Here is a 21,471-nt window from a genome sequence, read left to right as displayed (position 1 = left end):
TACCTCCCGCCCCTCCTGGCCTCGCGACCGCTCGGCCCGACACGTCGAGGAGCGTCGACGTGAACGCGCGCACGGGACCACATCCCCTCGTCCCGGCCGGTGGCCTGGGCGCGGTGCTGGGCCGGCGCTCTTTCCTGCGCCGAGCTGGTCTGGCGGGAGTGGCAGGCGCGGGTCTGCTAACTGGTGGCTGTTCGACCTTCGGCAGGCAGCGGGAGAACGCGGTCGTGTACGTCTCCGACGGTGGCAGCTACCAGAAGGCCCAGAGGAACGCCTGGCTCACGCCGTTCCAGCAGGCGCACCCCGATCTGCGAGTGGTCGAGGACGTGCCGAAAAGCTACGCCCGGCTCAAGACGATGGTCAGCAGCGAGAACGTCATGTGGGACCTGATGACCGCGACGGGCGACTTCGGCTATGGCGAGGACCGGGAGTTCCTCGTCGACTTCGCCGGTCATGAACTGCCGTTGGACCAGCTCATCCCGGAGTACACCCACGAGTCGATCGTGGGCCACACCATCTTCTCCAATGTGCTGGCCTATCGGACGGACAAGCTCGGTGGCCGCAAGCCCGAAGGCTGGGCGGACTTCTTCGACCTCGACAAGTTTCCCGGGCGCCGCGGGTTGCGGAACTTCGCCGCCGGGGCGGTTCTGGAGATCGCGCTGATCGCGGACGGCGTCGCCCCGGAGAACCTGTATCCGATCGACTTCGACCGCGCTTTCGCCAAGCTCGACACGATCAAGGACCACACGGTGTTCTGGACGTCCGGGGCGCAGTCGGCGCAGCTGATCTCGGACGGCGAGGTGAGCATGACCCAGGTCTGGAACGGCCGCGTCTATCCCCTTCAGAAGGCAGGTGCCCCCATCGCCATTCAGTGGAACGAGCACTTCATCCAGGCGGACTCCATGGTCGTCCCCCGTGGGGCCAATGTGGAGTACGCGATGCAGTTGGCAGCGTTCTGTCTCTCGGCGGAGCACAACGCTGAACTGACCCGATACATCCCCTACGGCCCCACCAATGTGGAGGCACTTGACCGGGTCCATCCCGACATGATCGATCATCTTCCGACGAGTTATCTCGACATCGGCATCAACTTCGACAACGTGTGGCTGAACGCGCATCGCGCCGAGGTCGACTCTCGATGGCAGAACTGGGTGTCGTCATGACCGCCCGCGTCTCCGCCGCCCATTCATGGAACCTGCTGATCTGGCCCGGGCTGGCCTTCATGGCCGCGTTGTTCCTGCTGCCGTTCGTCCAGACCGCGATTCGCTCGCTCACCGATCCGGGGCCGGGCAACTACGCGGCGTTCGCGCAGGACCCGGTCTACCTGCGGTCACTGGTCACGACCTTCGCCACCGCGTTGCTGGTCACGCTCGTCGCGCTGGCACTGGCCTATCCCTACGCGTACCTCATGTACCGCTCCCGGCCGTGGGCCACAGGTTTGCTCATGCTGCTCGTCCTGTTGCCGTTCTTCACCAGTCTGCTCGTCCGCACCTACGCCTGGACGGTCTGGCTGCAGCAGACCGGAATCGTCAACTCCGCGCTGCTGAGCCTCGGTGTCATCGACACGCCCCTCGCGCTGATGCGAAACACCCTCGGGGTCACGATCGGGATGACGCATTCGTTGCTGCCGTTCATGGTGTTCCCGATCTACGCCTCGATGCGGCGGGTCCCGTCCAACCTGATGCCGGCGGCCGTGAGCCTGGGAGCGCCAGGCAGGTACGCGTTCCGGACGGTGTTCGTCCCCCTCACCACAACGGGCATCGTCTCCGGCAGCCTGATCGTGTTCGTGATGTCGCTCGGCTACTACGTCACGCCCGCCCTGCTCGGCTCCCCGCAGAACGCGATGCTCTCCGAGCACGTCGTCAACCAGGTCGAGCAGCAACTCGAGTTCGGGCTCGGCTCAGCACTGGGAATGGTGTTGCTCATCATGACGCTCGCAGTGCTCTTCCTCGGTACGCGCCTGGTCCGGTTCCGCGACGTCGTGGCAGGAGGACGATGATGATGAAGACCTCTCTCGGGCTCCGGGTGTTCGGCGTAGCCGTGGGTGTCCTGCTCGTGCTGCCCACGCTGGTCGTCATCCCGATGTCGTTCTCCTCGACCAGCTTTCTCACCTTCCCGCCACGCGGCCTGTCCCTCAGCTGGTACCGGACGTTCTTCGCCGACCCGGTATGGATGCACGCGGTGGGACAGAGCCTGCAGGTCGCGGTCTCGACCGCTGTGGTCGCGGTGGTGCTGGGCATGATGACCGCGCTGGCGCTGGTGCGCGGGACGTTCCGCGGCAAGGGTGCGGTACAGGTGCTGATCCTCAGCCCGATGATCATGCCCCTGGTGGTTCTCGCCGTCGGCCTGTTCTTCGTCTACAGCGACTGGCACATCGTCGGCAGTATGGCCGGGCTCGTCCTCGCCCACTCGGTCGTCGCCTACCCGTTGGTCTACATCGCGGTCTCGGCAAGTCTCAGCGGCGTCGATCCCGCGATCGAGCGGGCCGCTGCCGGCCTGGGCGCCGGCCGGTGGCGGGTGTTCCGGACGGTGACGTTGCCGCTCATCGCGCCAGGCGTGGTGACCGGTGCGCTGTTTGCCTTCACGGTCAGCTGGGACGAGCTGATCCTGTCCATCTTCCTGTCCAGCCCCACGGTCAAGACGCTGCCGGTCGTCATGTGGCAGCAGGTGCAGACCGAACTCTCGCCGACACTCGCGGTGGCCGCGACCCTGGTCATGGCCACCACCATCGCGCTGATCCTGCTCGCGGCCTGGATCGGCACCCGCAGAAAGGCGGTCAGGCCATGAACGACGCCTTGGTCGGAGGCGAGCTGCGCCTCCACGACGTCCGCAAGACCTATTCAGGGCAACGTGGTGTGGAACGCGTGGATCTCGACGTCAAGTCCGGCGAGTTCCTCACCATGCTCGGACCGTCGGGTTCGGGAAAGACCACCACGCTCAACCTCATCGCCGGATTCCTCGACGCGGACGAGGGCTCGATCACCCTGGACGGCCGCGAACTGTCCGGTGTCCCGCCGCACAAGCGGGGGCTCGGCATGGTGTTCCAGAACTACGCACTGTTCCCGCACATGAGCGCGGCCGACAACGTCGCGTATCCGCTCCGGGTCCGAGGCATCAAAGGGGCAGAGCAGCGCCGACTGGTCTCGCAGGCGCTGGCGATGGTACAGCTGGAGGAGTATGCCGACCGCAGGCCGACCGCTCTGTCGGGCGGCCAGCAGCAGCGCGTGGCACTGGCTCGGTCGTTCGTGTTCCAGCCGCGCCTCCTGCTGATGGACGAGCCGTTGGGCGCGCTGGACAAGAAGCTTCGCGAGACCCTGCAGATCGAGATTTCCCGGATCTGCCGCGAACTCGGTGCCACGGTCATCTACGTGACCCACGACCAGGAGGAGGCACTGGCGATGAGCGACCACATCGCCATCTACAACCACGGTCGGATCGAGCAGATCGGCACCGCCGAAGAACTCTACCGGCGGCCGAACTCGCTGTTCGTCGCCGACTTCGTGGGGGAGTCCACAGTGTTGCGTGGCACGCGGTCCAATGGCTGCCTGCACTACGGCGACGAGACCTTGGCCGCCGCTGCGCCGGAGGCAGCGGTGTCCGCCTCCGGACGTGCCGCCCTGGTGTTGCGCCCCGAGAACCTGCGCGTCTTCCCGGCTTCGGCGGCCGGGCAGGTGCCAGAGGGCTTCAGCACGCTGCGCACCACGGTCGTCGACTGGGTCTACCTCGGTGTGGCCCGCAAGTGCCTGCTCCGTGACAAGCAGGGCGCCACCGTCACCGCGCGGGTGGCCGCAGGCCACGACATCTCCGAACTCGGCACCGGCCGCGAGGCGATTGTGGCGTGGGATCCCGCCGACGCCGTGCTCGTCCCCGACCCCTGATCCACAGCCACCACCAAACTCGCGAAAGAACCACACGGCATACGAAAGGTATTTCCCGTGAGCACTCCACCCATCGTCACCTTCGACTGCTATCGCACCCTGGTCGACTTCGACCTCAACCGGGCGACCCTGCCCATCGTTCGGGACCGGCTCGACGAGGTCGGCGTGAACCACGAGGAGTTCCTCGACAACCTGCGGGTCATGCGGTTCCAGGGCGTCGTCCAGCCCTACCGCCGCTATGCGGACATCGTCAGGGACACTCTCGAGAACTGCATGCTGCTGCACGGAATCCCTTACCGGGACGAGGATTTCGAGCAACTCATCGATGAGGCCAGGAAGTTCCCCGCCTTCCCGGAGGTGCCGGACGCGCTGCGCAGGCTCAAGGCAGGCGGCTACCAGATCGCCATCCTCACCAACAGCGACGACGACCTCATCCCACACCACGTCGCCGCGATCGGGGTCGACTTCGACCACGTCGTCACCGCGGAGCAGGCCGGCGCGTACAAGCCACGTCCACGGGCGTTCGAGCATCTGTTCTCGGTCTTGCCGCAGAGCCGGGACCAGATCACGCATGTGGCACAGGGATGGGAGTACGACATCATGCCGACGAAGCGCTACGACATCCGTCGTGTGTGGATCAATCGCTACGGCCGCAAGGGTAGTGACTACTACCAGCCGTACGACGAGATCCCTGACCTCTCCGGCCTGCCGGACCTGCTCGGGGTGTGAGTGTGCCAGCAGGTGCAGCGCACCGTGAGGTGAACCTCGCGGTGCTGGTCGGCGAGCACCGGCCGCAGATCCCGGCGATCGAGGGCGTGAGCACACGGTTTGCCGTGGGATCCGGACTGCGCGAGGCTCTCGACGGCGCCAACGCGCTTCTCCTCTGGGACTTCTCGGCGACCGGTCTGGTTGACGCGTGGCCGGCCGCGACCACGCTGGAGTGGGTGCACCTGGGCAGTGCCGGCGTCGACCGGGTCCTCACGGCGGCGGTCGCGGGCAGCGAGGTCGTCATGACCAACTCGCGCGGGGTCCTCGACGCCGCGATCGCCGAGTACGTCCTCGGGCTGGCCCTGGCGATGGTCAAGGATCTGCCCGGCACGGTGCTGCGCCAGACCCGGCAGCGGTGGGAGCATCGCCCCACGCTGCGGCTTGCCGGGACGGCCGCCCTCGTCGTGGGGCCGGGCTCCATCGGCCGGGCCGTCGGCCTGCTCCTGGCGGCGGTCGGCGTCCACGTCGATGCCGCGGGGCGGTCCGAGCGGGCCGTGGCGGACGGTGAGCCGTTCGGGTGCGTCCATGGGTCGGCAGACCTCGCCGCCGTGGTGTCCCGCTACGACCTCGTCGTCCTCACGGCGCCACTCACGCGGGAGACCCGCGGTCTGATCGATGCGACCGTCCTCGCGAAGATGCGGCCGGGCGCACGACTCATCAACGTCGGCAGGGGACCGCTGGTGGACGAGCAGGCTCTGGTGGAGGCGTTGCAGGGCGGGAACCTTGCCGGTGCCGCACTCGACGTGGTGAACCACGAGCCGCTGCCGGCGGACCACCCGCTCTGGAACTGCCCGGGCACGATCATCTCGCCACACATGGCCGGTGACGCCGTGGGCTGGCGCGAGGTGGTGCTCGACCTGTTCCTCGAAAATCTGCGGCGGTTCCAGAACGGCGCGCCGTTGCTCAACGTCGTTGACATGTCGCTGGGATACGTTGCGACACAGCCTGGACCGGTCACTCCGGCCTTCGGAACGAGCAGAACACAGGGGGTTTCATGAACGGGCTGGACAGTATGTCGCCGATGCGGTCGCAGGGTACCGCCGATCTCATCGCCAACGAGATCCGGGCCCGGATACTCGACGGCACGTTCGCGTCGGGGGAGCAGATCAACGAGGTTCATCTTGCCGCGCGGCTGCAGGTCAGCCGCGGGCCTGTGCGCGAGGCTGTGCAGCGGCTTGTCCAGGAGGGACTACTCGTCGCGGTCCGCAACCGCAGTACCTCGGTCGTCCAGTTGGGGCCGGATGACATCGCCGACGTCTACCAGGGGCGGCTGGCCATCGAGCGGGAGGCCGCCAGGGTCGTTCTCGGCCGAGGCCGCGAAGATGTCGCCGACGCCCTGGACGAGGTGGTCGGCGCGATGAGCGATTCCCTTGCCAGGAAGACGTGGGCCGAGGTGGCGCGGACCGACCTGTCCTTCCATCAGACGATCGTCGATGCCGCCGGTAGTGACCGGCTCAGCCGGATGTTCTCCACCCTGGTCGCGGAGACCCTGTTGTGCATGCACCGGTTCGAGCGGATCTTCGACCCGCCGGGGGAGATCATCGACCAGCACCAGCGGTTGGCGGACCTGCTCCGCAGCGGCGACGTGGACGCCTACATGGACGAGATCGACTGGCACCTCAGGAACTCCGTGATCCGGCTGACCCAGGCACACGGCGCCGCGACGATCTAGTCGCGCGCCAAGTACGGCGGCGGTCGGACGCACCGCACCAGGTCCGCGGACGGCACGCGCTGCCGGACCTGCGACACTGCACCGCGCCCAGTTGTGCTTTTGCGAGAGTGGTGCTCCCCGCGAGCGGACGAGAGGAACCGCATGTCCGACTACGACGTCACGGCGTTGGCCGGCGAACTGCGCAGGAACCTGCGCGGGGAAGTGCACGGGGATCCCGGGAGCCGGGCGTTGTACGCGACCGACGCGTCCAACTACCGGGTCGTCCCCGACCTGGTGCTGTTGCCACGGACCTGCGCGGACCTCGAGACCGCGTTGGCCGTGTGCCGTGCGGCAGGGGCGCCGGTGGCGTTGCGGGGCGCCGGAACCTCCATGGCGGGCAACGCGATCGGCGGTGTCGTCATCGACACGTCCCGGCATCTCGACGCCATCCTGGATATCGACCCCGTGGCCCAGACCGCGGTCGTCGAGCCCGGCGTGGTCCTCACCGATCTCATGGCTGCCGCGCGGCCGCACGGTCTGACATTCGGCGCCGACCCCTCTTCGGCGAGCCGGGCCACCCTCGGCGGGATGATCGCCAACAACGCCTGCGGAGCACACTCGGTCGCATGGGGCACCACGGCCGACAACCTACGGGCCTTGGAGGTCGTGGCGGGGACGGGTGAGCGGCTCTCCCTGCCCGCCCGAGATGGCGGCGCACCTGCGAACAGCGACCTCGAACGCCGGATGGCGGCGCTCGGTGAGCAGCACGAGCTGCTGCTCCAGCGCAGGTTCGGCACGTTCGGCCGGCAGATCTCCGGTTACGCCCTCCAGCACCTTCTGCCGGGGCGCGTTGACCTGCCGCGCCTGCTCTGCGGCAGCGAGGGAACCCTGGCCACCACGCTTCAAGCGACTGTCGGCCTGGTCCGCCTGCCGCAGGCTCGGGTGCTGCTGGCCCTTGGATTCCCGAACAGCACCGCCGCCGCCGACTGTGTGCCCGTCGTGTTGCCCCACAATCCCCTCACCATGGAGTCGATCAACGCCACACTGGTGGACCGGCTGCCGGACGACGTGCGCCGCGCGGCCGTCGCCGCGGGCCTGCCCAAGGGCAGCGTCTGGCTGCTCGTCGAGATGGGCGGCGAGGACAGTGCGGATGCGCTGGCGAGCGCGTCGGCGGTGGCCGATGCGGTCAAGGACGCCGGTCTGGGGGCTACTGCCTCGGTGGTGACCGAACCTGCCGCCCAGGCGGTGTTGTGGCGGTGCCGCCGCGACGGCACGGGGCTGGCGACCAGGCGTGCCGATGGCGCCGAGGCATGGGCCGGCTGGGAGGACGCGGCCGTGCCGCCCGCCCGGCTCGGGGACTACCTGCGCGGCCTGGACGACCTGCTGGGCCGCTATGGCCTCTCGGGAGCGTCCTACGGTCACTTCGGTGACGGTTGCATGCACATGCGGATCGACTTCGACCTGCTCACCGAGCCCGGCGTGTCGGTCTACCGCTCCTTCGTGGAGGAGGCTACCGACCTGGTGACCACACTGGGCGGATCGGTCTCCGGCGAGCACGGCGACGGGCGGGCCCGCTCGGAGCTCGTGCGCCGCATGTACGGCCCTGAGTGTTACGAGCTGTTCGAACAGGTGAAGACGGCCTGGGACCCGACCGGCCACCTCAACCCGCACGTGATCGTCGACCCGCTGCCCGTGGACCAGGCGCTGCGCCACCGCGGGACCGCTCAACTCGTACAGGTCGACACGATGTTCAGTTATCCGGGCGACGCAGGCAGTTTCGCCCAGGCCCAGCGTCGCTGTGTCGGGGTGGGGAAATGCCGCCAGTCCTCGGGAGGCGTGATGTGCCCGAGCTTCCAGGTGACCCGCGAGGAGAAGCACTCGACGAGGGGGAGGGCGCACCTGCTCTGGGAAATGCTCGAAGGCGACGTCGTCAAGGGAGGGTGGCGCTCCGAGGAGGTACGCGACGCTCTCGACCTGTGCCTGTCCTGTAAAGGCTGCCTCGGCGACTGCCCGGTCAACGTCGACATGGCCACCTACAAAGCGGAGTTCACCCATCACCACTACGCGGGGCGGCCGTGGGCCAGGCCCCGCTCCCACTGGTCGATGGGCTGGCTGCCCGCCATGGCCAGACTTGCCTCGCTGCAGCCGCGGTTGACCAACGCCATAACCGGATCCCGGCTGGCTTCGCTGCTCAAACGGGCTGGGGGCATCGCGCCGGAGCGGTCCATCCCGAGTTTCGCGCCGGTGCCACTGCGGCGCCAGCTGCGCACGATGCCGCAGCCGTCCGAACCCACCCGTGGGCGGGTAGTGCTCTGGCCGGACACCTTCACCTCCTTCCTGTCGCCGGATGCGGGAGTCGCGGCGGCACGTGTCCTCGCCGCGGCCGGATTCGAGCCGGTCCTGCCCCAGGGAGCGGTGTGCTGCGGGCTGACCTGGGTCTCCACCGGACAGCTCGGCATCGCCCGAAAGGTCCTCCGCCGGTCGCTGCGGGTGTTGGCCCCGGAGTTGGCACGGGGAACGCCGATCGTCGGCCTCGAGCCCAGCTGCACGGCGATGCTGCGACACGATGCGGCCGACCTGCTTGGGTCGGATCCCCTTGCGCGGCAGGCGCGCTCGTCGACGATGACTCTTGCCGAGCTGCTGGCCGACCGGGCGCCGGACTGGGAGCCGCCGCAGGTCGGCGGCGACGCTCTCGTCCAGGTGCACTGCCACCAGCACGCTGTCATGGGCTTCGATGCCGACAAGGCCCTCATGGAGGCCGCCGGTGTCCGGGTGCAGGTCCCCGACTCGGGGTGTTGTGGGCTGGCCGGCAACTTCGGGTTCGAACAGGGGCACTACGAGCTGTCGCAGGCCGTGGGGGAGCGGGTCATCCTTCCGGCCGTGCGTGCCGCGGCGTCCAGCACCGCGGTGGTGGCCGACGGATTCAGCTGCCGCACCCAAATCGAGCAGGGCACGACGCGCAACGCGGCGCACCTCGCCGAGCTGCTGGCCGCGGGCCTCGATGAGGAGCCCCCGGCTGCCCAGCCCAGGAACAGGTGATCTGGCGACGGCTCACGCCGTACCGAGATCGCTGGGAGCAGAAGTCACCGGGAGCGAGGCTTCGCGGGTAAGGAAGGGAGCCGGGGCCGATGGAGATCCCACAGGTACATGGCCGTCCTTCCTATGCCTCGGAGAAGGAGATCTGGCGTACTCTTTGCGCTTACTGTGCGGGTATCGACACCGCCGACTTCGATGCGGTAGCGCAGCTCTGGAAGCATGGAAAGTGGCCCTTTGCGGACAAGCCGGGATCAGCGCCTATGCGCCGCTGGCTCGATGACCATGTGATCTTGTACGACGGAAAGACGCACACCAAACACCAGCTCACGAACACTGTGATCGACGTCGACGACGAGGCAGGAACCGCTACTTTCAGCAGCTACGCCAGCATATGGCAGGCACTTCCGAACCTTCCGCTGCAACCGATCATCTACGCAACTCTCAACGGGACATTCGAACGACTGGATGGGCGATGGTGGTGGAAGACGATGGAGATGGCACCGGACCTGCTGGGTGATACCAGTCTGCATGTGCGTACTTCGGCCAGATGACCCGTGGTGGGGGCGCGTGGGCCGGTTCGGTTACCCATTTGTCAGGCGTTCACCTGACAATGGGACGGCCCCGACATCAATAGGGTTGGCCGAGCTGTGCAAGTCACACAGTTCCAGAAGAATCCATCCGCAGTGGTTCCGCCACGCCTGTGTTGGCCGATCCTCCGCCTAACCCGCACTGCAACAGCGGTCTGAAGGAAAGTCTCTACGCATGGTCGCTGTGCACATCCGCCTCGGGTGCCAAGGAGCACCGCGTCGTGGTGTACCTCAAGCCCGCGGGCAGTAGCGGCGGTCCGACAACCTCCAAGACCGGCCCGTGGGCGAAGGTCGGGAATCTGTCGGAGGTCTGGGGGCCGAAGAAGAGCTACCAGATCCACAGCGTGGGCTGGCAGAAGCGCTGACCTCGAGTGGCAGGGCCGTGTCGGCACCCGCAGCCGTCCTCAGGCCCGCCGCCGCGGTCACGAGGCCGACTCGCCCGTCCTGATGTCCTCGCCGCTGCGCCAGAACTGCGTGCAGGCCCACAGGCCGAACGCCATCGCCAGTATGCCGATCGACAGCAGCACGATTGTGACGCCCGTGGCTTCCTGGACGTCCTCGGCATCACCGAATTCGCCGGGCGGGAGGTATGCCAGGTTCCACCAGATGAGCGCTCCCACCACGATCATGAGCATCGCCGCGCCGCAGATCCACAGGTCGAACCGCCACCAGTAGGAGAACGAACGCCAGAACGGGTGAGCCTTACGCATGACACGCCCGTGCGGGTTCTTGGCCGCCTGCCGCCGGTACCAGCGGGCGTAGGCGGTCTTCTTCACGAGTGAGCCGAGGACGGCGCCGCTCACCGGCGCGAGGAGCGCACCCCACAGGAACCACACGAAGAAGATGTCGAGGTCCCAGTCAATGGTCCATGGCAGGACGAGCAACGCGACGCTCGTCACGGCGAGCCCGAAGAACCACGCCACGTGCAACGGCGTGGGCAACAGCCGGATCTCCGCCTCGAAACTCCCGGTCGGGGCCTGCTTGCCCCGCTCCTGTTTCGCCACGTGGATCGATCCCCGCCGGGTGTATTCCAGCATCCACATGACGCACAGCAGGATCATCCCGATCCAGGAAAACACATAGGGGTTGTTGAGCACGCCGAGGAGCGTGCCCGAGACGCCGATCTGCTCCCCGTCGGTGTGCTCGGACGCGAGAGTGAGTACACCGGGGAACAGTGTGGCCAGGAAGAAGAGCACACACAGGGCGAAGCCGAGCCACCAGTAGACGGTGGGGCGCCCCGTGCCGCCCCCGAGTTTGCCGTCCTCGCCGAGGACTCTGTACCCGATCTCGTTCGCGGGGTTGGGCTTGCCCATGGCGGTCCTTTCCGTGGCTGAGCAGGCGGGCCGGCGAAGACTCTTTCACGGCCTGCTCGCGAGCCCTGCCCGTGGGGCGACAAGCGCATCAGCGCGAACTTGTGCCCTACGTGGCGCTCCGGCGCTGGTCCTGCGCACCGTGCCAGCGGCGAACCACGCGTCGACGGTGCGCCCCCGCTCGCACATCGACGCGTGGCAACGGGGTCAGCTGGTCCAGACGACCGGGTCGTCGCGGTACTCGTCGCCCTCGTCGAACGTCGCGGCGATGACTGGCTTGCCACTGGTGGCGCTGAGCGAGCAGGTCTCGTACGACGCACCCTTGGTGGTGAACTCGGTGGGCGCGGTCTCGTTGTCACACTTGCCGGGGATGTCGCCCATCAGCACAACTCCAGTGCCGGCGCCACCTTCCAGGGCGCCGTTCAGCTTCAGCGACGCGTACGACAGGTCGGTACCGCCGACGTTCTCCACCTTCATCTTGATGAAGTAAGGCGTCATTCCCTTTGCCTTGTCGCCGAAGGCGGCCATGTCCGCCTCGGTGCCCTTTTCGATCGCCGTGACCGTCACGGCGATCGTGCCCGTCTTCTCGCTCGTGTACTCGAACGGCAGGACGGCCGTGTCGCCGACCTTGAGTTCCGTGCCCGGCGCGGCGGTGTCACCCTCGGGCGCGCCGGTGCTGTCATCGCCGCTGTCGTCGGCTGTGGACTCGCTGGTCGGCGCGGGAGAAGCCGGGGCCGACGGCAGGTCCTGCGCCATCGGCTTCTCGTCGTCGCTGCCGCAGGCGGAGAGCCCGAGCCCGATGGTGGCCAGAACAGCCGCGAACACGATGTGTCGTTTGTGCACTACTACCTCACTGAGAATCCCATCGGGAATTTCCCGATGTCGCGCACAGTTGCACATCCTGGAATACGGCGGGTACACGCCGGGAATACGAGGTCGGTGGAAGGCTCAGTGGATCTTGGCGCGCACGGCAGCGGCCTCGGCGAACAGGTGGTCCGCGGCCTCGTCGTCTCCCGCCGCGGCCTTCAGCCCGGCGACTCCCTCCAGCACACCCGCCAGCAGGTACGGGTAGTCGATACCGCGGGCCACCTCGACCGCGTGTTCGCCCTGGCCGATCGCGACCGGCAACTCATGGCGGCCGTACAGGCGGGGATCAAGCAGGTCGACGAGAGCGCGGGTCTCGAACATGGGGTCGTGCATCGCACGGGCGACGGCCACGCCGTCGAGGAGACGCCGGCGCGCGTCGGCGTACTCACCCCGGGCCAGCTGGAAACAGCCCCAGGCGTGGGCCGTGTAAAACACGCCCGATGATCCGATGTCCCCGGCATACGCGGTCAGTTCGGTGAACGTCTCCTCCGCCTGCGCATGATGACCGAGTGCGAGGTGCGCTTGACCGAGCCAGTAGGTGTCCCGCGCGATCAGGGTCAGGATTCCCTGCTGCCTCGCCCCGGCGACGATCTCCGAGAGCACCTCCACCGCGACTTCTGGCCTTCCCGCCTGCAGGTGAGCGAGGCCGACCTGGGAGTACGCGTGCAAGGCCGCCGCAACCTGCCCGGCGGCGTTGAGCCGCTCGTAGGCCTCGAAGCCCGCCGCGATCGCCTCCGTCAGATGCCCGTTGGGGACGAGGAAGAACGGCGCGTTGCTCAGTGCCTCGAGATAGCCCCGCCGGTCGCTGATTCGCTCGAACAGACGCATCGCCTCGGTGTTGGATTCCTCGGCTTGGCGGTACTGGCGCCGGGTGTAACGCAGTCCGGCCATCGAGATGAGCAGCCTGGCCTGCCCGCGCAAGTTCCTGGCGTCCTTGGCCAGGGGCATCGCCGTGTCATAGCACTCCTGCCAGTCGTCGAAGTACCGCTCCGTCTCGAACAGTGCATGGCCGCCAACGGCCAGTTCCCAGCAGAGCTCGTCCCTGGCCAGCTCAGCGGCCTGTCGCACGCCCGCCACCAATGCGAGCCGCTCGGAATCCAGCAGTGCCATCGGCGGAACAGACCGCGGCAGACTTGCCCTCACCCGGTCCGGCTGCCAGCGGACAGCGTCCCGCTGGAACATGTTCTGCCCCATATGGTCGCGGTCGGCGATGTCGGCGAGGGCGAGAAGAGCGCTCAGCACACGAACTACGGCCGCATGTCGCACTTCCACCGGCTCCTCCATCTCCGCGCGTTCCTTCGCATACGTGCGGATCAAGTCGTGAAAGCCGTACCGCGCCTGGCCGTTCGGTGCCCCGGTGACATCGAGCAGGTGGACGTCGACCAGTTCGTCGAGCAGCTCCTGGGCCGGGCTCAGTTCGGTATCGAGTGTGGCGGCCGCCGCCCAGAGCGGGAAGTCGGGTGCCTCCAGGAGTCCGAGGAGCCGGAACAGCCGCCGCGCCTCGGGACGGAGTCCCGTGTAGCTCAGCCCGAAACTGGCCCGTACCTCGAGATCGCGGTAGCGGAGCGCGTCCAGCCGGTGCTGTTCGTCCGCCAGGCGTGACAAAAGGTCCGTTGGGTGCCAATGCGGGCGCGACAACAGGAGCGAGCCGACGATCCGCAGCGCGAGCGGCAAACGCGCGCACAGCCTCACCAGATCGGCCAGATCCGAGCTGGTCGCCGTGGTCAGTTGGTTGCCCGCGATGTTGCGCAGCATGGCCAGACTGTCCGCTTCGGACATCGCGCCGAGTTCGACCCGGTGCGCGCCACCGACACCGCCCAGCCGCACGCGCCCGGTGACGATGACTCCGCACGTCCCGCTCGCCGGCATCAGGGGAGCCACCTGCTCCTCGTCGAGGGCGTCGTCGAGCACTATCAGGATCCGGCGTTCGTCGAGCATGCCCCGGTAGAGATCCGTGCGTTCCTCCGGATCGTCCGGCATCGCGGTGGCGGGCACCCCCAGCGCACGGAGGAAGCGGCCGAGTACGGCGGCCGGGTCGACCGGCTGGGCGCGCGTCCCGGCCAGCGTCGCGAACAGTTGCCCGTCGGGGTAGGTGGACCTCAATCGGTGCGCGGCCTGCACCACGAGCGCGGTCTTGCCGATACCGCCGGGGCCCGAGATCGTCACCACCGCGGCTGGTTCGTCGGCAGCCCGGTCCTTGCCGAGCACGGCCGCGATCTCCGTCAGCTCTCCCCGCTGCCCGGTGAAGTCGCCGAGTGCCGGAGGCAGCATGCGAGCACCGCCGGCGTTCTGGGGTTCCCGTGCGTCGGCCGCGACCGCCGGGGCCAGCGCGGGATCCTCGCCGAGGATGGTCTGGTGCAGGTCCCGCAACGTCTGACCAGGCTCCATACCGGTCTGCTCGGCCAGGAGGTCACGGACCTGGAGGTAGGCCAGCAGCGCGTCCGCCCGTCGGCCACAGCGGTACAGCGCGAGCATGAACTGGGCCCACATTCGCTCGCGGAACGGGTGTTCCAGTGTCAGCGCGGTCAGCTCGCCAAGCAGCTCGCTGTGCCGACCCAGTCGAAGGTCGACGTCGATCCGCTCTTCAAGGACGCCGAGCCGTAGCTCGTCGAGCCGGGCGGCCTCCGACGCCAGCGAGGGTACGTCGGCGAGCCCGTCGAATGCTGGTCCCCGCCAGAGCTTCAGCGCCTTGTCGAAGTGGCGGCGTGCCTGATCGAGATCACCGGCCGCCAGCGTCGCGCGGGCTACGCCCGCCAGATCCTCGAAACGCGCCGCGTCGAGCTCGTCACGGCCGACACGCAACAGGTAGCCGGAGCCCTTCCTGGTGATCCGCTCCGAATCCCCCAGGTGCTGCCGGAGCCGATGGACGTACGTCTGCACGTTCTTGACGGCGCTCTTCGGCTGCTCCGCACCCCAGATCGCCTCCGCGAGCGCATCACCTGCGACCGGCCGGCCCAGCCTGCACAGCAACACGGCCAGGAGCACTTGGCCTTTCGGCGTGCCCAGGTTCAGTGGCACGCCCGCCTGCCACACAGCCAGCGGGCCCAGTACTCCGAAGTCCACGCCGTCCCTCCTGCATTCGGCGCAACTGTAACGGGCGCCGCTCGCTCCCCGGCAGACGGAGGCAAAGCCGCCACGTGACGACTCGACGTTGTTGTCGGTCCGGTGAACAGCAACGTGCGGGACGGGCGGCGGTAACTTGGCCAGGACGGGCTGGGACTCGTGGACACCGCCATGGAAAGAGCTGAAGCTCGCCGACGAAATCGGCGCCGGCACGCTTGATCCCGCTCAGCTTGACGCGCCCGCGCCTGTGGGCCGGAAAAGGTAGTTGTTGGCGTGAATACACACTCGGTCGACCGGCTGCCAGCTGCCTTGCCAGGCGTACATGCGGTAGCCGCGACTGATGATCCACTCCACGATGTCGTCCGGTGAGTACTCGTATCGATCGGTGTGCCGCGCCTCGATCTCGATCAGCATCGTCGGTTGGAACATCTCGATGGTCTGCTGTCCCCCTTGCAGAACGTGGAGTTCCCCGCCTTCCACGTCGATTTTGACGAAGTCGACCCGATTCAGGTCGGCGCGCAGCCGGAGGCCATCGAGAGTGTCCACGTCGACGAGCATGTCGACGTGGTGATGAAACTCCGCTGTGGAGCCAAGAGAATGGCTCTTCCAGGCGAGGAATGCTCGACTGGTGGCCGCACTGTAGGGCCCGAATGGCACTCGCATCGTCGCCCGGCCCGGTTCGGCGCCCAGCGCCATGGCATAGGAGATGGTGTTCTGCCGCTCCCGCGCGCCCAGTACGCGAGTCCAGAACGGGTGGGAGAAGGACAACGGCTCGATGCTGTGAACCTGCCCCGTCGGCCCGACCAGGTGAGACAGTGCCTGGCTGTACAAACCTGCCGCCGAACCCACATCCACGCATACGTCTCCGGGCATGACCAGCCCGCTCAGCGTGTGCAGTTCGGTGTCCAGGTAATGCGTCCAACGGGCCAGGAAGTTCGTCGTCGCGGCGGTCAGGGTCGGTCGGTCGAGACTAGGCATCGAGAGGTCTCCAACTGCTCGGTTGACGATTGTGTCGCGCACGGATTGCTTCGTTTGGCAATGCCAACAATGCCGCTTCCGGGGTGATGAGGCATCGGCCGGTTGGAGCACTACCGGTGTTGGGTTCCCCGTGCGCGGGGTACTTCCGCAAGCCGACGCGTTGCGCTGCTTCCGCTCCGGCGCCCCACGGGAAGCGCCGGACGATCGGAGGTGTTCAACTCGTCGGATGAGACGGCGTGACCAGGCCCGCCTCGTAGGCGATAATCACGAGGTGAACGCGGTCGCGGGCGTCGAGTTTGGTGAACAACCGCGCAACGTGCGCCTTTGCTGTGGCCGCGCTGATGTTCAGCCGTGTCGCGATCTCGTTGTTGGACATCCCGAGGCCGACCAGGCCCAGCACTTCCCGCTCCCGCTGCGTGATGCCCTTGACCTCGCGAGGCTTTGACGCCCGTTGCGGTCGGCTTACGAAATTCGCAATCAGCCGGCGCGTGACACTCGGTGAGGTGAGCGACTGACCCGCCGCGATTACGCGGATGGCGGTGATGGTTTCTTCGAGCGCCATGTCCTTGATCAGGAATCCGCTGGCGCCGGCGCGGAGCGCCGCGTACACATGTTCATCCTCGTCGAACATGGTGAGCACGAGGACGCGCGGTGCCTCAGTCCCGGCGACGGCCTGGCGAGTGGCCTCGATGCCGTCCATGTCCGGCATCCTGATGTCCATCACGATCACGTCCGGGCGGGTGTCCTTGGCGAGTTGGACTGCCTTTGTCCCCGTTCCGGCCTCCCCGACCACGACTATGTCCTCCGTGTTCGCGATAAGGAGACGCAGACCAGCGCGGATCAGCGGATGATCGTCGGCAAGTACGACTCGAATCGTCACCGGATACTCCACCGAACGGGGGTACGGGCGGTGATGCGAAACTCCTTCTCGGAACGGGGCCGGATGGTGAGTACGCCGCGTTTGTCATCCACTGGCATATTCACCGCGGGCGACGACGCTGTGGGCTGGCCATGCGACCATCCTAGCCACCTCGTACGCTGCGGAGTGCCTGTTTCCGAACAATGACAACCGTCCGCGCTACTTCCCGTTCCATGTGGCGTGGCACAGCGGTCGCCGTCCACAACGACTCGTCGCGCTGGCCTCGAGCGGAACGATCACGCTCCCCACCAGGACAGCATGAAGGTCAGGAGCGGCTCGCAAGGCCAGCAGATCAACATCGCGAAAGACCGAGCCTAGTCCCGGAGGCGTAAGCCTGCGGGACCCCCTCCGCCTCGATGATGTGCTCGCCGGGCCGATGTCGTGGTGTTCGGAAACCGGCACGGTTAGCTGCATGGCGGTGGTCAATGACCTGGCGAAAAGACGTTGGCACAGGGTCAATGCGCTGACACCGGACATCAGTGCGGGCAGCGGGCCGATGTCCGCGTCCGGCCGAGGGGGAGGCCGGGGCGGCAAGCTCGTCGCCGTGCTGACCGCTTTGGCGATTGCGCTGACCACCGTCGTTTCCACCCGGCTGGTGCCCGCCGGTACGGCGCGCTCGGCACCGCCGGTGGGCATCGGCGCTTGGCTTTCCGACAGTCGAAACCTGCCCGATCCCGCCCGGACTGATCCTGATGCGGTGGCCAGTTTCCTGGCCGCGATGGACCCGGCCGAGCGGCGCGAGCTGGTTGTCCGGTACCCCGGAGTTGTGGGGGCGTTGAACGGTGCCCCGCCCGAGTTGCGGTACCTGGCGAACCGGTCGGCGATGACACTGGCCGGCGCGCCCTATCAGGACTGGGCCGGGAACTTCCTGCTGTTCGACCAGCGCGGCAGTGGCCGCGTGGCACAGGTGTTCGGCGACCTGTCGACGGCCGACCGGATTGCCGTGCTGGTGCCCGGTGTCGGTAATCGAGGCGACAACTTCTTGACCGGCTTGGGTGGCCGGTCGTATCGATCACCGGCAGTGCAGGCGGCTGATCTTTATCGGGCGGCGGTTCGGCACGGCAGGTCTGGCGACCGTGTGGCGGTCATCGCCTGGCTCGGCTACGACGCCCCGGGCGGGGTCGGTATCGCGGCGGCTCGGAGGGATCTGGCGCAGGCGGGCGCCAACGAGTTGGAACAGCTGGTGGCGGGGCTGACCGCTATCCGTCCACAAGCGACTATCATGTTGCTCGGGCACAGCTACGGGGGCGTTGTTGTCGGTCTGGCAGCTTCCAGGTTGCCCTGGCAGGTGACCGATATCGCGGTCTTCGGCAGCCCAGGGATGGGCGTGGACAGCGTGAGGGAGCTCGGCACCACGGCGCGGGTCTGGGCCGGGCAGTCCGGCGGAGATTGGATCCGCTGGGTCCCGGGAGTTCGGCTGTTCGGAATCGGACATGGCACCAAGCCCACTGATCCGGACTTCGGTGCCTGCACGTTCGGCACGGTGGACGTGCCCGACCATGACCACTACCTGAGCCCGGGCACAGATTCGCTGGCTAACCTTGCCCGCATCGTGACGCCCGGATCCGGCAAGGCGGGCAGCGGCGCCTCCGCAGCCCGTCTGCGGTGCGCCAGTAGTCACGCCGAAGTGCCGTGATGTTGCAGGTAGGCGAGGACCGCGAGCACGCGCCGGTGCCCCTGCTCTCCCCGTGGGAGTTCCAGCTTGGCCAGAATGTTGCCGATGTGTTTGGCGACGGCGGCCTGGCTGATGGAAAGGTCGTCGGCGATGGCCGGGTTGCTTCGTCCCTGTGCCATCAAAGTGAGTACTTCGCGCTCCCGGTTGCTCAGCCTGGACACCGGTGACTCCGAACGATGGCGTGACAGCAGCGCGCGCACCACTTCCGGGTCCACCACGATCGCTCCGGCCGCGATGTCCTCCACGGTTTGCACGAAGTCGCGCACGTCGCCGACCCGGTCTTTCAGTAGATAACCGGTGGCAGACTCGCTGCTGCCCAGGAGTTCGGAGGCATATGTCTTCTCGACAACCTGGCTCAGTACCAGAATCGGCAGTTTCGGGCGGAGTTCCCGCAGGGCAAGCGCCGCTCGAAGCCCTTCGTCCCGGTGATCGGGAGGCATTCTTACGTCGGTGATCAGGACGTCCGGATTGTGCTCCGCCACCGCGCTCATCAAGCTGTCGGCGTCTGCGACCTCCGCGACGACCCGATGTCCGTAGCGGCTCAGCAGGTTGACCAGTCCGTCGCGCAACAACGCGGAGTCTTCCGCGATGACAACATTCAGTGGGAGGCGGTCGCGGCCCATGGAATCTCCAATCGCAGTTCGGTCGGTCCTCCGACTGGGCTTGCCAGCAGCAGTTTGCCACCTGCCGCGGCGACACGGTCGACCAGCCCTTGCAGCCCCGTGCCCTTTGCGGGGTCAGCGCCACCGTGTCCGTCATCCTTGATCGTCACGACCAGAGTGTTGTCGATACAGGTGCCGGTGATATCGACACGACCAGCGTTGCCGTGCTTGGTGGCGTTGCTCAGTGCCTCGCTCACCGCGAAGTACACTGTGGACTCCGCTCGCTCCGCGGGCCTGCCTGGCAGATCGAAGTCCGTATGCACGGTCACAGGCGCCCGATCGGCGAGTTCGTCGACCGCCGCGACGAGCCCGCGATCGGTGAGCACCTGCGGGTGAATACCGCGAATCAAGCCACGTAGTTCGGTCAGCGCCAGTCTTGCTTCCTGGTGGGCGTCGGCTACCAGTTTTGTCGCGGTCTTGGCCTCTCCACTGTCCTCGAGCTCTATTCGGGCGATTCCCAACGTCATCGCCAGTGACACCAGCCGTTGCTGCGCGCCGTCGTGCAGGTCGCGTTCGATCCGTTTTCGTTCCACCTCGAACGCGTCGAGTAGCCGAGCTCTCGACCGGCCCAGCTCCACCAGTTGCGCACCAAGTTCGGCCTTGCCTGCCGTGGATATGGCCCGAACAAGAGCGGCCCGCGCGGTGGCGGCGGCGATCCACAGGTAGCTGGCGGGGACAAGAAGCAGGACACCGAAAAGTGGCAGGAACGGCCAGATGGCGAAAGAGTGCAACGGTGGGCCGCCGACGACAAGCTGGTCTCCGAGTAGCAGAACGAGAATCGGTGCGGCGATCAGCGCTCCGATGGTCAGCAGTGGTGCCAACGCGACCACCGCCTCCACGACCCACACCAGAAGGACGATCAGCAGCATGTACCCGAACCCGCGCCAGGTTTCACGCTCACGCAGAAATGCCCACCACCGCGACCGCCTCCGCCGACCCGTCTTCGGCGTGTCGAGTCGCAGTCGAGCCCGATCCTGCGCCACGAACCGAGGTCCAAGCCCCACGGTCGCGGCCAGCAGACCGACCCCGACGACCACCGGACTGAGTAGCACGCCGGACGTGAACATGACCAGGACCACGAGCATCCAGGTGAATCCGAAAATCGTGCCAGTGAGCAGATAGCGAACAGAACGCCACGGCCACCGGGAGAGCAGCACCCGCCACGGCGACCGCAACATCGCTCCCCATCCGGTTACCGGAGCACTCATTGTTGCTATGTTACGGCCAGTACATTCTGCAGGCCCAACTGTGTCCGGTGTTCCATGAAGGTAGAGCAGGGTATACCTCTGAAACTCCACCGTAGGCTATTGCCATCGTCGAGGCGACAAGGTTCGATCTACACATGGCTGACCGGGTGTTGCGGTTGGAGTCGCTTTCCCGCTCTTACGGGAAGCAGGAAACCAAGGTGCACGCGTTGCGTGACGTCAACCTTGATATTCCCCGAGGCTCCTTCGTCGCCGTCATGGGACCGTCCGGCTCGGGTAAGTCGACTCTTCTGCACTGTGCCTCGGGCCTGGATCGCCCCACCTCAGGATCCGTCCTGCTGGACGATGTCGACCTGACCACGTTGTCCGAGTTGGAGCTCACCGAACTTCGGCGGACACGAATCGGGTTCGTATTCCAGGACTACAACCTTATTCCCGCGCTGACGACGGAGCAGAACATCGGGCTGCCCCAATGGCTCGGTGGGCGCAAACCCAGCAAGGGTGACATTTCCCGTGTGCTGTCCTGGGTAGGGCTGGAGAGCCTGCGCCATCGAAGGCCGTCGGAGATGTCCGGTGGTCAGCAGCAGCGGGTGGCGATCGCGCGGGCGCTGGTGACCGAGCCGGAAGTCCTGTTCGCTGATGAACCGACCGGCGCGTTGGACTCGAATTCGGGGCGCGAGTTGCTACAGCTGCTCCGGTGGATGGTCGACGAGCAGCACAGCACCATCGTGATGGTGACGCACGACCCGGTCGTCGCCGCGGTCACTGACCGCGTGCTGTTCCTCGCCGACGGGCAGATTGTCGATGTCCTGGACCTGCCCACCGCCGAGGCGGCAGCTGCGCGTATGGCCCAATTGGAAGCCGGGGCGTCCTGA

General features: G+C 67.0%; 19 protein-coding genes. 12 read left to right on the top strand and 7 right to left on the bottom strand.

The genetic code is table 11. The features are described 5' to 3' along the window. Positions 1-59 precede the first annotated feature (59 nt). From BM199_RS08250 to BM199_RS33795, 10 genes are all read left to right on the top strand, one after another. On the top strand, positions 60-1,160 hold the full coding sequence (locus BM199_RS08250; protein ID WP_177242525.1) for an ABC transporter substrate-binding protein: 1,101 nt from the start codon (positions 60-62) through the stop codon (positions 1,158-1,160). Next, the gene (locus BM199_RS08245) at positions 1,136-1,996 is read left to right on the top strand and encodes an ABC transporter permease (RefSeq protein ID WP_091671737.1); all 861 of its coding nucleotides are present in this window, start codon (positions 1,136-1,138) and stop codon (positions 1,994-1,996) included. The genes BM199_RS08250 and BM199_RS08245 overlap by 25 nt, the downstream gene beginning before the upstream one ends. Beyond that, the gene (locus tag BM199_RS08240; RefSeq protein ID WP_177242524.1) at positions 1,996-2,784 is read left to right on the top strand and encodes an ABC transporter permease; all 789 of its coding nucleotides are present in this window, start codon (positions 1,996-1,998) and stop codon (positions 2,782-2,784) included. Before BM199_RS08245 ends, BM199_RS08240 begins: the two co-directional genes overlap by 1 nt. Then, entirely contained in the window at positions 2,781-3,875 is a 1,095-nt protein-coding gene (locus tag BM199_RS08235) for an ABC transporter ATP-binding protein (protein ID WP_091671733.1), read from the top strand. Before BM199_RS08240 ends, BM199_RS08235 begins: the two co-directional genes overlap by 4 nt. Positions 3,876-3,932: 57 nt before the next feature. After that, positions 3,933-4,604, top strand: coding sequence for a haloacid dehalogenase type II (locus tag BM199_RS08230; RefSeq protein ID WP_091671732.1), 672 nt, complete (start codon positions 3,933-3,935; stop codon positions 4,602-4,604). A 2-nt stretch (positions 4,605-4,606) separates the two neighbouring features. After that, on the top strand, positions 4,607-5,641 hold the full coding sequence (locus tag BM199_RS08225) for a D-2-hydroxyacid dehydrogenase (protein WP_091671730.1): 1,035 nt from the start codon (positions 4,607-4,609) through the stop codon (positions 5,639-5,641). Between the two features lie 23 nt (positions 5,642-5,664). Beyond that, on the top strand, positions 5,665-6,315 hold the full coding sequence (locus BM199_RS08220; protein WP_245788226.1) for a GntR family transcriptional regulator: 651 nt from the start codon (positions 5,665-5,667) through the stop codon (positions 6,313-6,315). Positions 6,316-6,456: 141 nt separating this feature from the next. Then, positions 6,457-9,333, top strand: coding sequence for an FAD-binding and (Fe-S)-binding domain-containing protein (locus tag BM199_RS08215; protein ID WP_091671726.1), 2,877 nt, complete (start codon positions 6,457-6,459; stop codon positions 9,331-9,333). 89 nt (positions 9,334-9,422) lie between these two features. After that, positions 9,423-9,881: a nuclear transport factor 2 family protein gene (locus tag BM199_RS08210; RefSeq protein WP_091671725.1), complete on the top strand. Its 459-nt coding sequence runs from the start codon at positions 9,423-9,425 to the stop codon at positions 9,879-9,881. A gap of 257 nt (positions 9,882-10,138) precedes the next feature. After that, positions 10,139-10,282: a hypothetical protein gene (locus BM199_RS33795; protein WP_177242523.1), complete on the top strand. Its 144-nt coding sequence runs from the start codon at positions 10,139-10,141 to the stop codon at positions 10,280-10,282. A gap of 57 nt (positions 10,283-10,339) precedes the next feature. On the opposite strand, the gene BM199_RS08205 is transcribed toward BM199_RS33795, so the two are convergent. The 5 genes from BM199_RS08205 to BM199_RS08185 form a co-directional block, all read right to left on the bottom strand. After that, positions 10,340-11,230: a hypothetical protein gene (locus BM199_RS08205; protein ID WP_091671723.1), complete on the bottom strand. Its 891-nt coding sequence runs from the start codon at positions 11,228-11,230 to the stop codon at positions 10,340-10,342. A gap of 204 nt (positions 11,231-11,434) precedes the next feature. Next, a complete protein-coding gene (locus BM199_RS08200; RefSeq protein WP_218160311.1) occupies positions 11,435-12,070 on the bottom strand; it encodes a hypothetical protein in 636 nt (211 codons plus the stop codon). Positions 12,071-12,175: 105 nt separating this feature from the next. Beyond that, positions 12,176-15,157 carry an AfsR/SARP family transcriptional regulator gene (locus BM199_RS08195; RefSeq protein ID WP_177242522.1) on the bottom strand — a complete coding sequence of 994 codons (2,982 nt, stop codon included), beginning with the start codon at positions 15,155-15,157 and terminating at the stop codon, positions 12,176-12,178. A gap of 225 nt (positions 15,158-15,382) precedes the next feature. After that, the gene (locus BM199_RS08190) at positions 15,383-16,135 is read right to left on the bottom strand and encodes an FkbM family methyltransferase (RefSeq protein ID WP_143101796.1); all 753 of its coding nucleotides are present in this window, start codon (positions 16,133-16,135) and stop codon (positions 15,383-15,385) included. A gap of 214 nt (positions 16,136-16,349) precedes the next feature. Beyond that, complete coding sequence (locus tag BM199_RS08185) at positions 16,350-17,015, bottom strand: response regulator (RefSeq protein ID WP_091672079.1); 666 nt, start codon at positions 17,013-17,015, stop codon at positions 16,350-16,352. Between the two features lie 451 nt (positions 17,016-17,466). Here BM199_RS08185 and BM199_RS08180 point away from each other — a divergent pair, with 451 nt between their 5' ends. Next, a complete protein-coding gene (locus tag BM199_RS08180; RefSeq protein WP_177242521.1) occupies positions 17,467-18,690 on the top strand; it encodes an alpha/beta hydrolase in 1,224 nt (407 codons plus the stop codon). Here the strand turns inward: BM199_RS08180 and BM199_RS08175 are convergent. Both BM199_RS08175 and BM199_RS08170 read right to left on the bottom strand, forming a co-directional pair. Beyond that, positions 18,672-19,352, bottom strand: coding sequence for a response regulator (locus tag BM199_RS08175; RefSeq protein ID WP_091671716.1), 681 nt, complete (start codon positions 19,350-19,352; stop codon positions 18,672-18,674). The genes BM199_RS08180 and BM199_RS08175 overlap by 19 nt on opposite strands. Further along, positions 19,328-20,599: a sensor histidine kinase gene (locus BM199_RS08170; RefSeq protein WP_091671714.1), complete on the bottom strand. Its 1,272-nt coding sequence runs from the start codon at positions 20,597-20,599 to the stop codon at positions 19,328-19,330. Before BM199_RS08170 ends, BM199_RS08175 begins: the two co-directional genes overlap by 25 nt. A 134-nt stretch (positions 20,600-20,733) precedes the next feature. Between BM199_RS08170 and BM199_RS08165 the strand changes: the two genes are divergently transcribed. After that, positions 20,734-21,471 (top strand): ABC transporter ATP-binding protein, encoded by a 738-nt coding sequence (locus BM199_RS08165; RefSeq protein WP_091671712.1) that lies wholly within the window; start codon positions 20,734-20,736, stop codon positions 21,469-21,471.

Source organism: Amycolatopsis marina (assembly GCF_900111885.1).
Taxonomy (GTDB): domain Bacteria; phylum Actinomycetota; class Actinomycetes; order Mycobacteriales; family Pseudonocardiaceae; genus Amycolatopsis; species Amycolatopsis marina.
The sequence above is the reverse complement of the archived record's forward strand: the minus strand, read 5'-3'. Positions and strand labels throughout refer to the sequence as shown.

Bases quoted from the DNA above. Each gene is read 5' to 3' on its own strand.
- BM199_RS08220 (WP_245788226.1), top strand. From the start codon at position 5,665: ATGCGGTCGCAGGGTACCGCCGATCTCATCGCCAACGAGATCCGGGCC.
- BM199_RS08210 (WP_091671725.1), top strand. From the start codon at position 9,423: ATGGAGATCCCACAGGTACATGGCCGTCCTTCCTATGCCTCGGAGAAG.
- BM199_RS08205 (WP_091671723.1), bottom strand. From the start codon at position 11,230: ATGGGCAAGCCCAACCCCGCGAACGAGATCGGGTACAGAGTCCTCGGC.
- BM199_RS08240 (WP_177242524.1), top strand. From the start codon at position 1,996: ATGATGAAGACCTCTCTCGGGCTCCGGGTGTTCGGCGTAGCCGTGGGT.
- BM199_RS08190 (WP_143101796.1), bottom strand. From the start codon at position 16,135: ATGCCTAGTCTCGACCGACCGACCCTGACCGCCGCGACGACGAACTTC.
- BM199_RS08245 (WP_091671737.1), top strand. From the start codon at position 1,136: ATGGCAGAACTGGGTGTCGTCATGACCGCCCGCGTCTCCGCCGCCCAT.
- BM199_RS08235 (WP_091671733.1), top strand. From the start codon at position 2,781: ATGAACGACGCCTTGGTCGGAGGCGAGCTGCGCCTCCACGACGTCCGC.
- BM199_RS08180 (WP_177242521.1), top strand. From the start codon at position 17,467: ATGGCGGTGGTCAATGACCTGGCGAAAAGACGTTGGCACAGGGTCAAT.
- BM199_RS08165 (WP_091671712.1), top strand. From the start codon at position 20,734: ATGGCTGACCGGGTGTTGCGGTTGGAGTCGCTTTCCCGCTCTTACGGG.
- BM199_RS08175 (WP_091671716.1), bottom strand. From the start codon at position 19,352: ATGGGCCGCGACCGCCTCCCACTGAATGTTGTCATCGCGGAAGACTCC.
- BM199_RS08215 (WP_091671726.1), top strand. From the start codon at position 6,457: ATGTCCGACTACGACGTCACGGCGTTGGCCGGCGAACTGCGCAGGAAC.
- BM199_RS08170 (WP_091671714.1), bottom strand. From the start codon at position 20,599: ATGAGTGCTCCGGTAACCGGATGGGGAGCGATGTTGCGGTCGCCGTGG.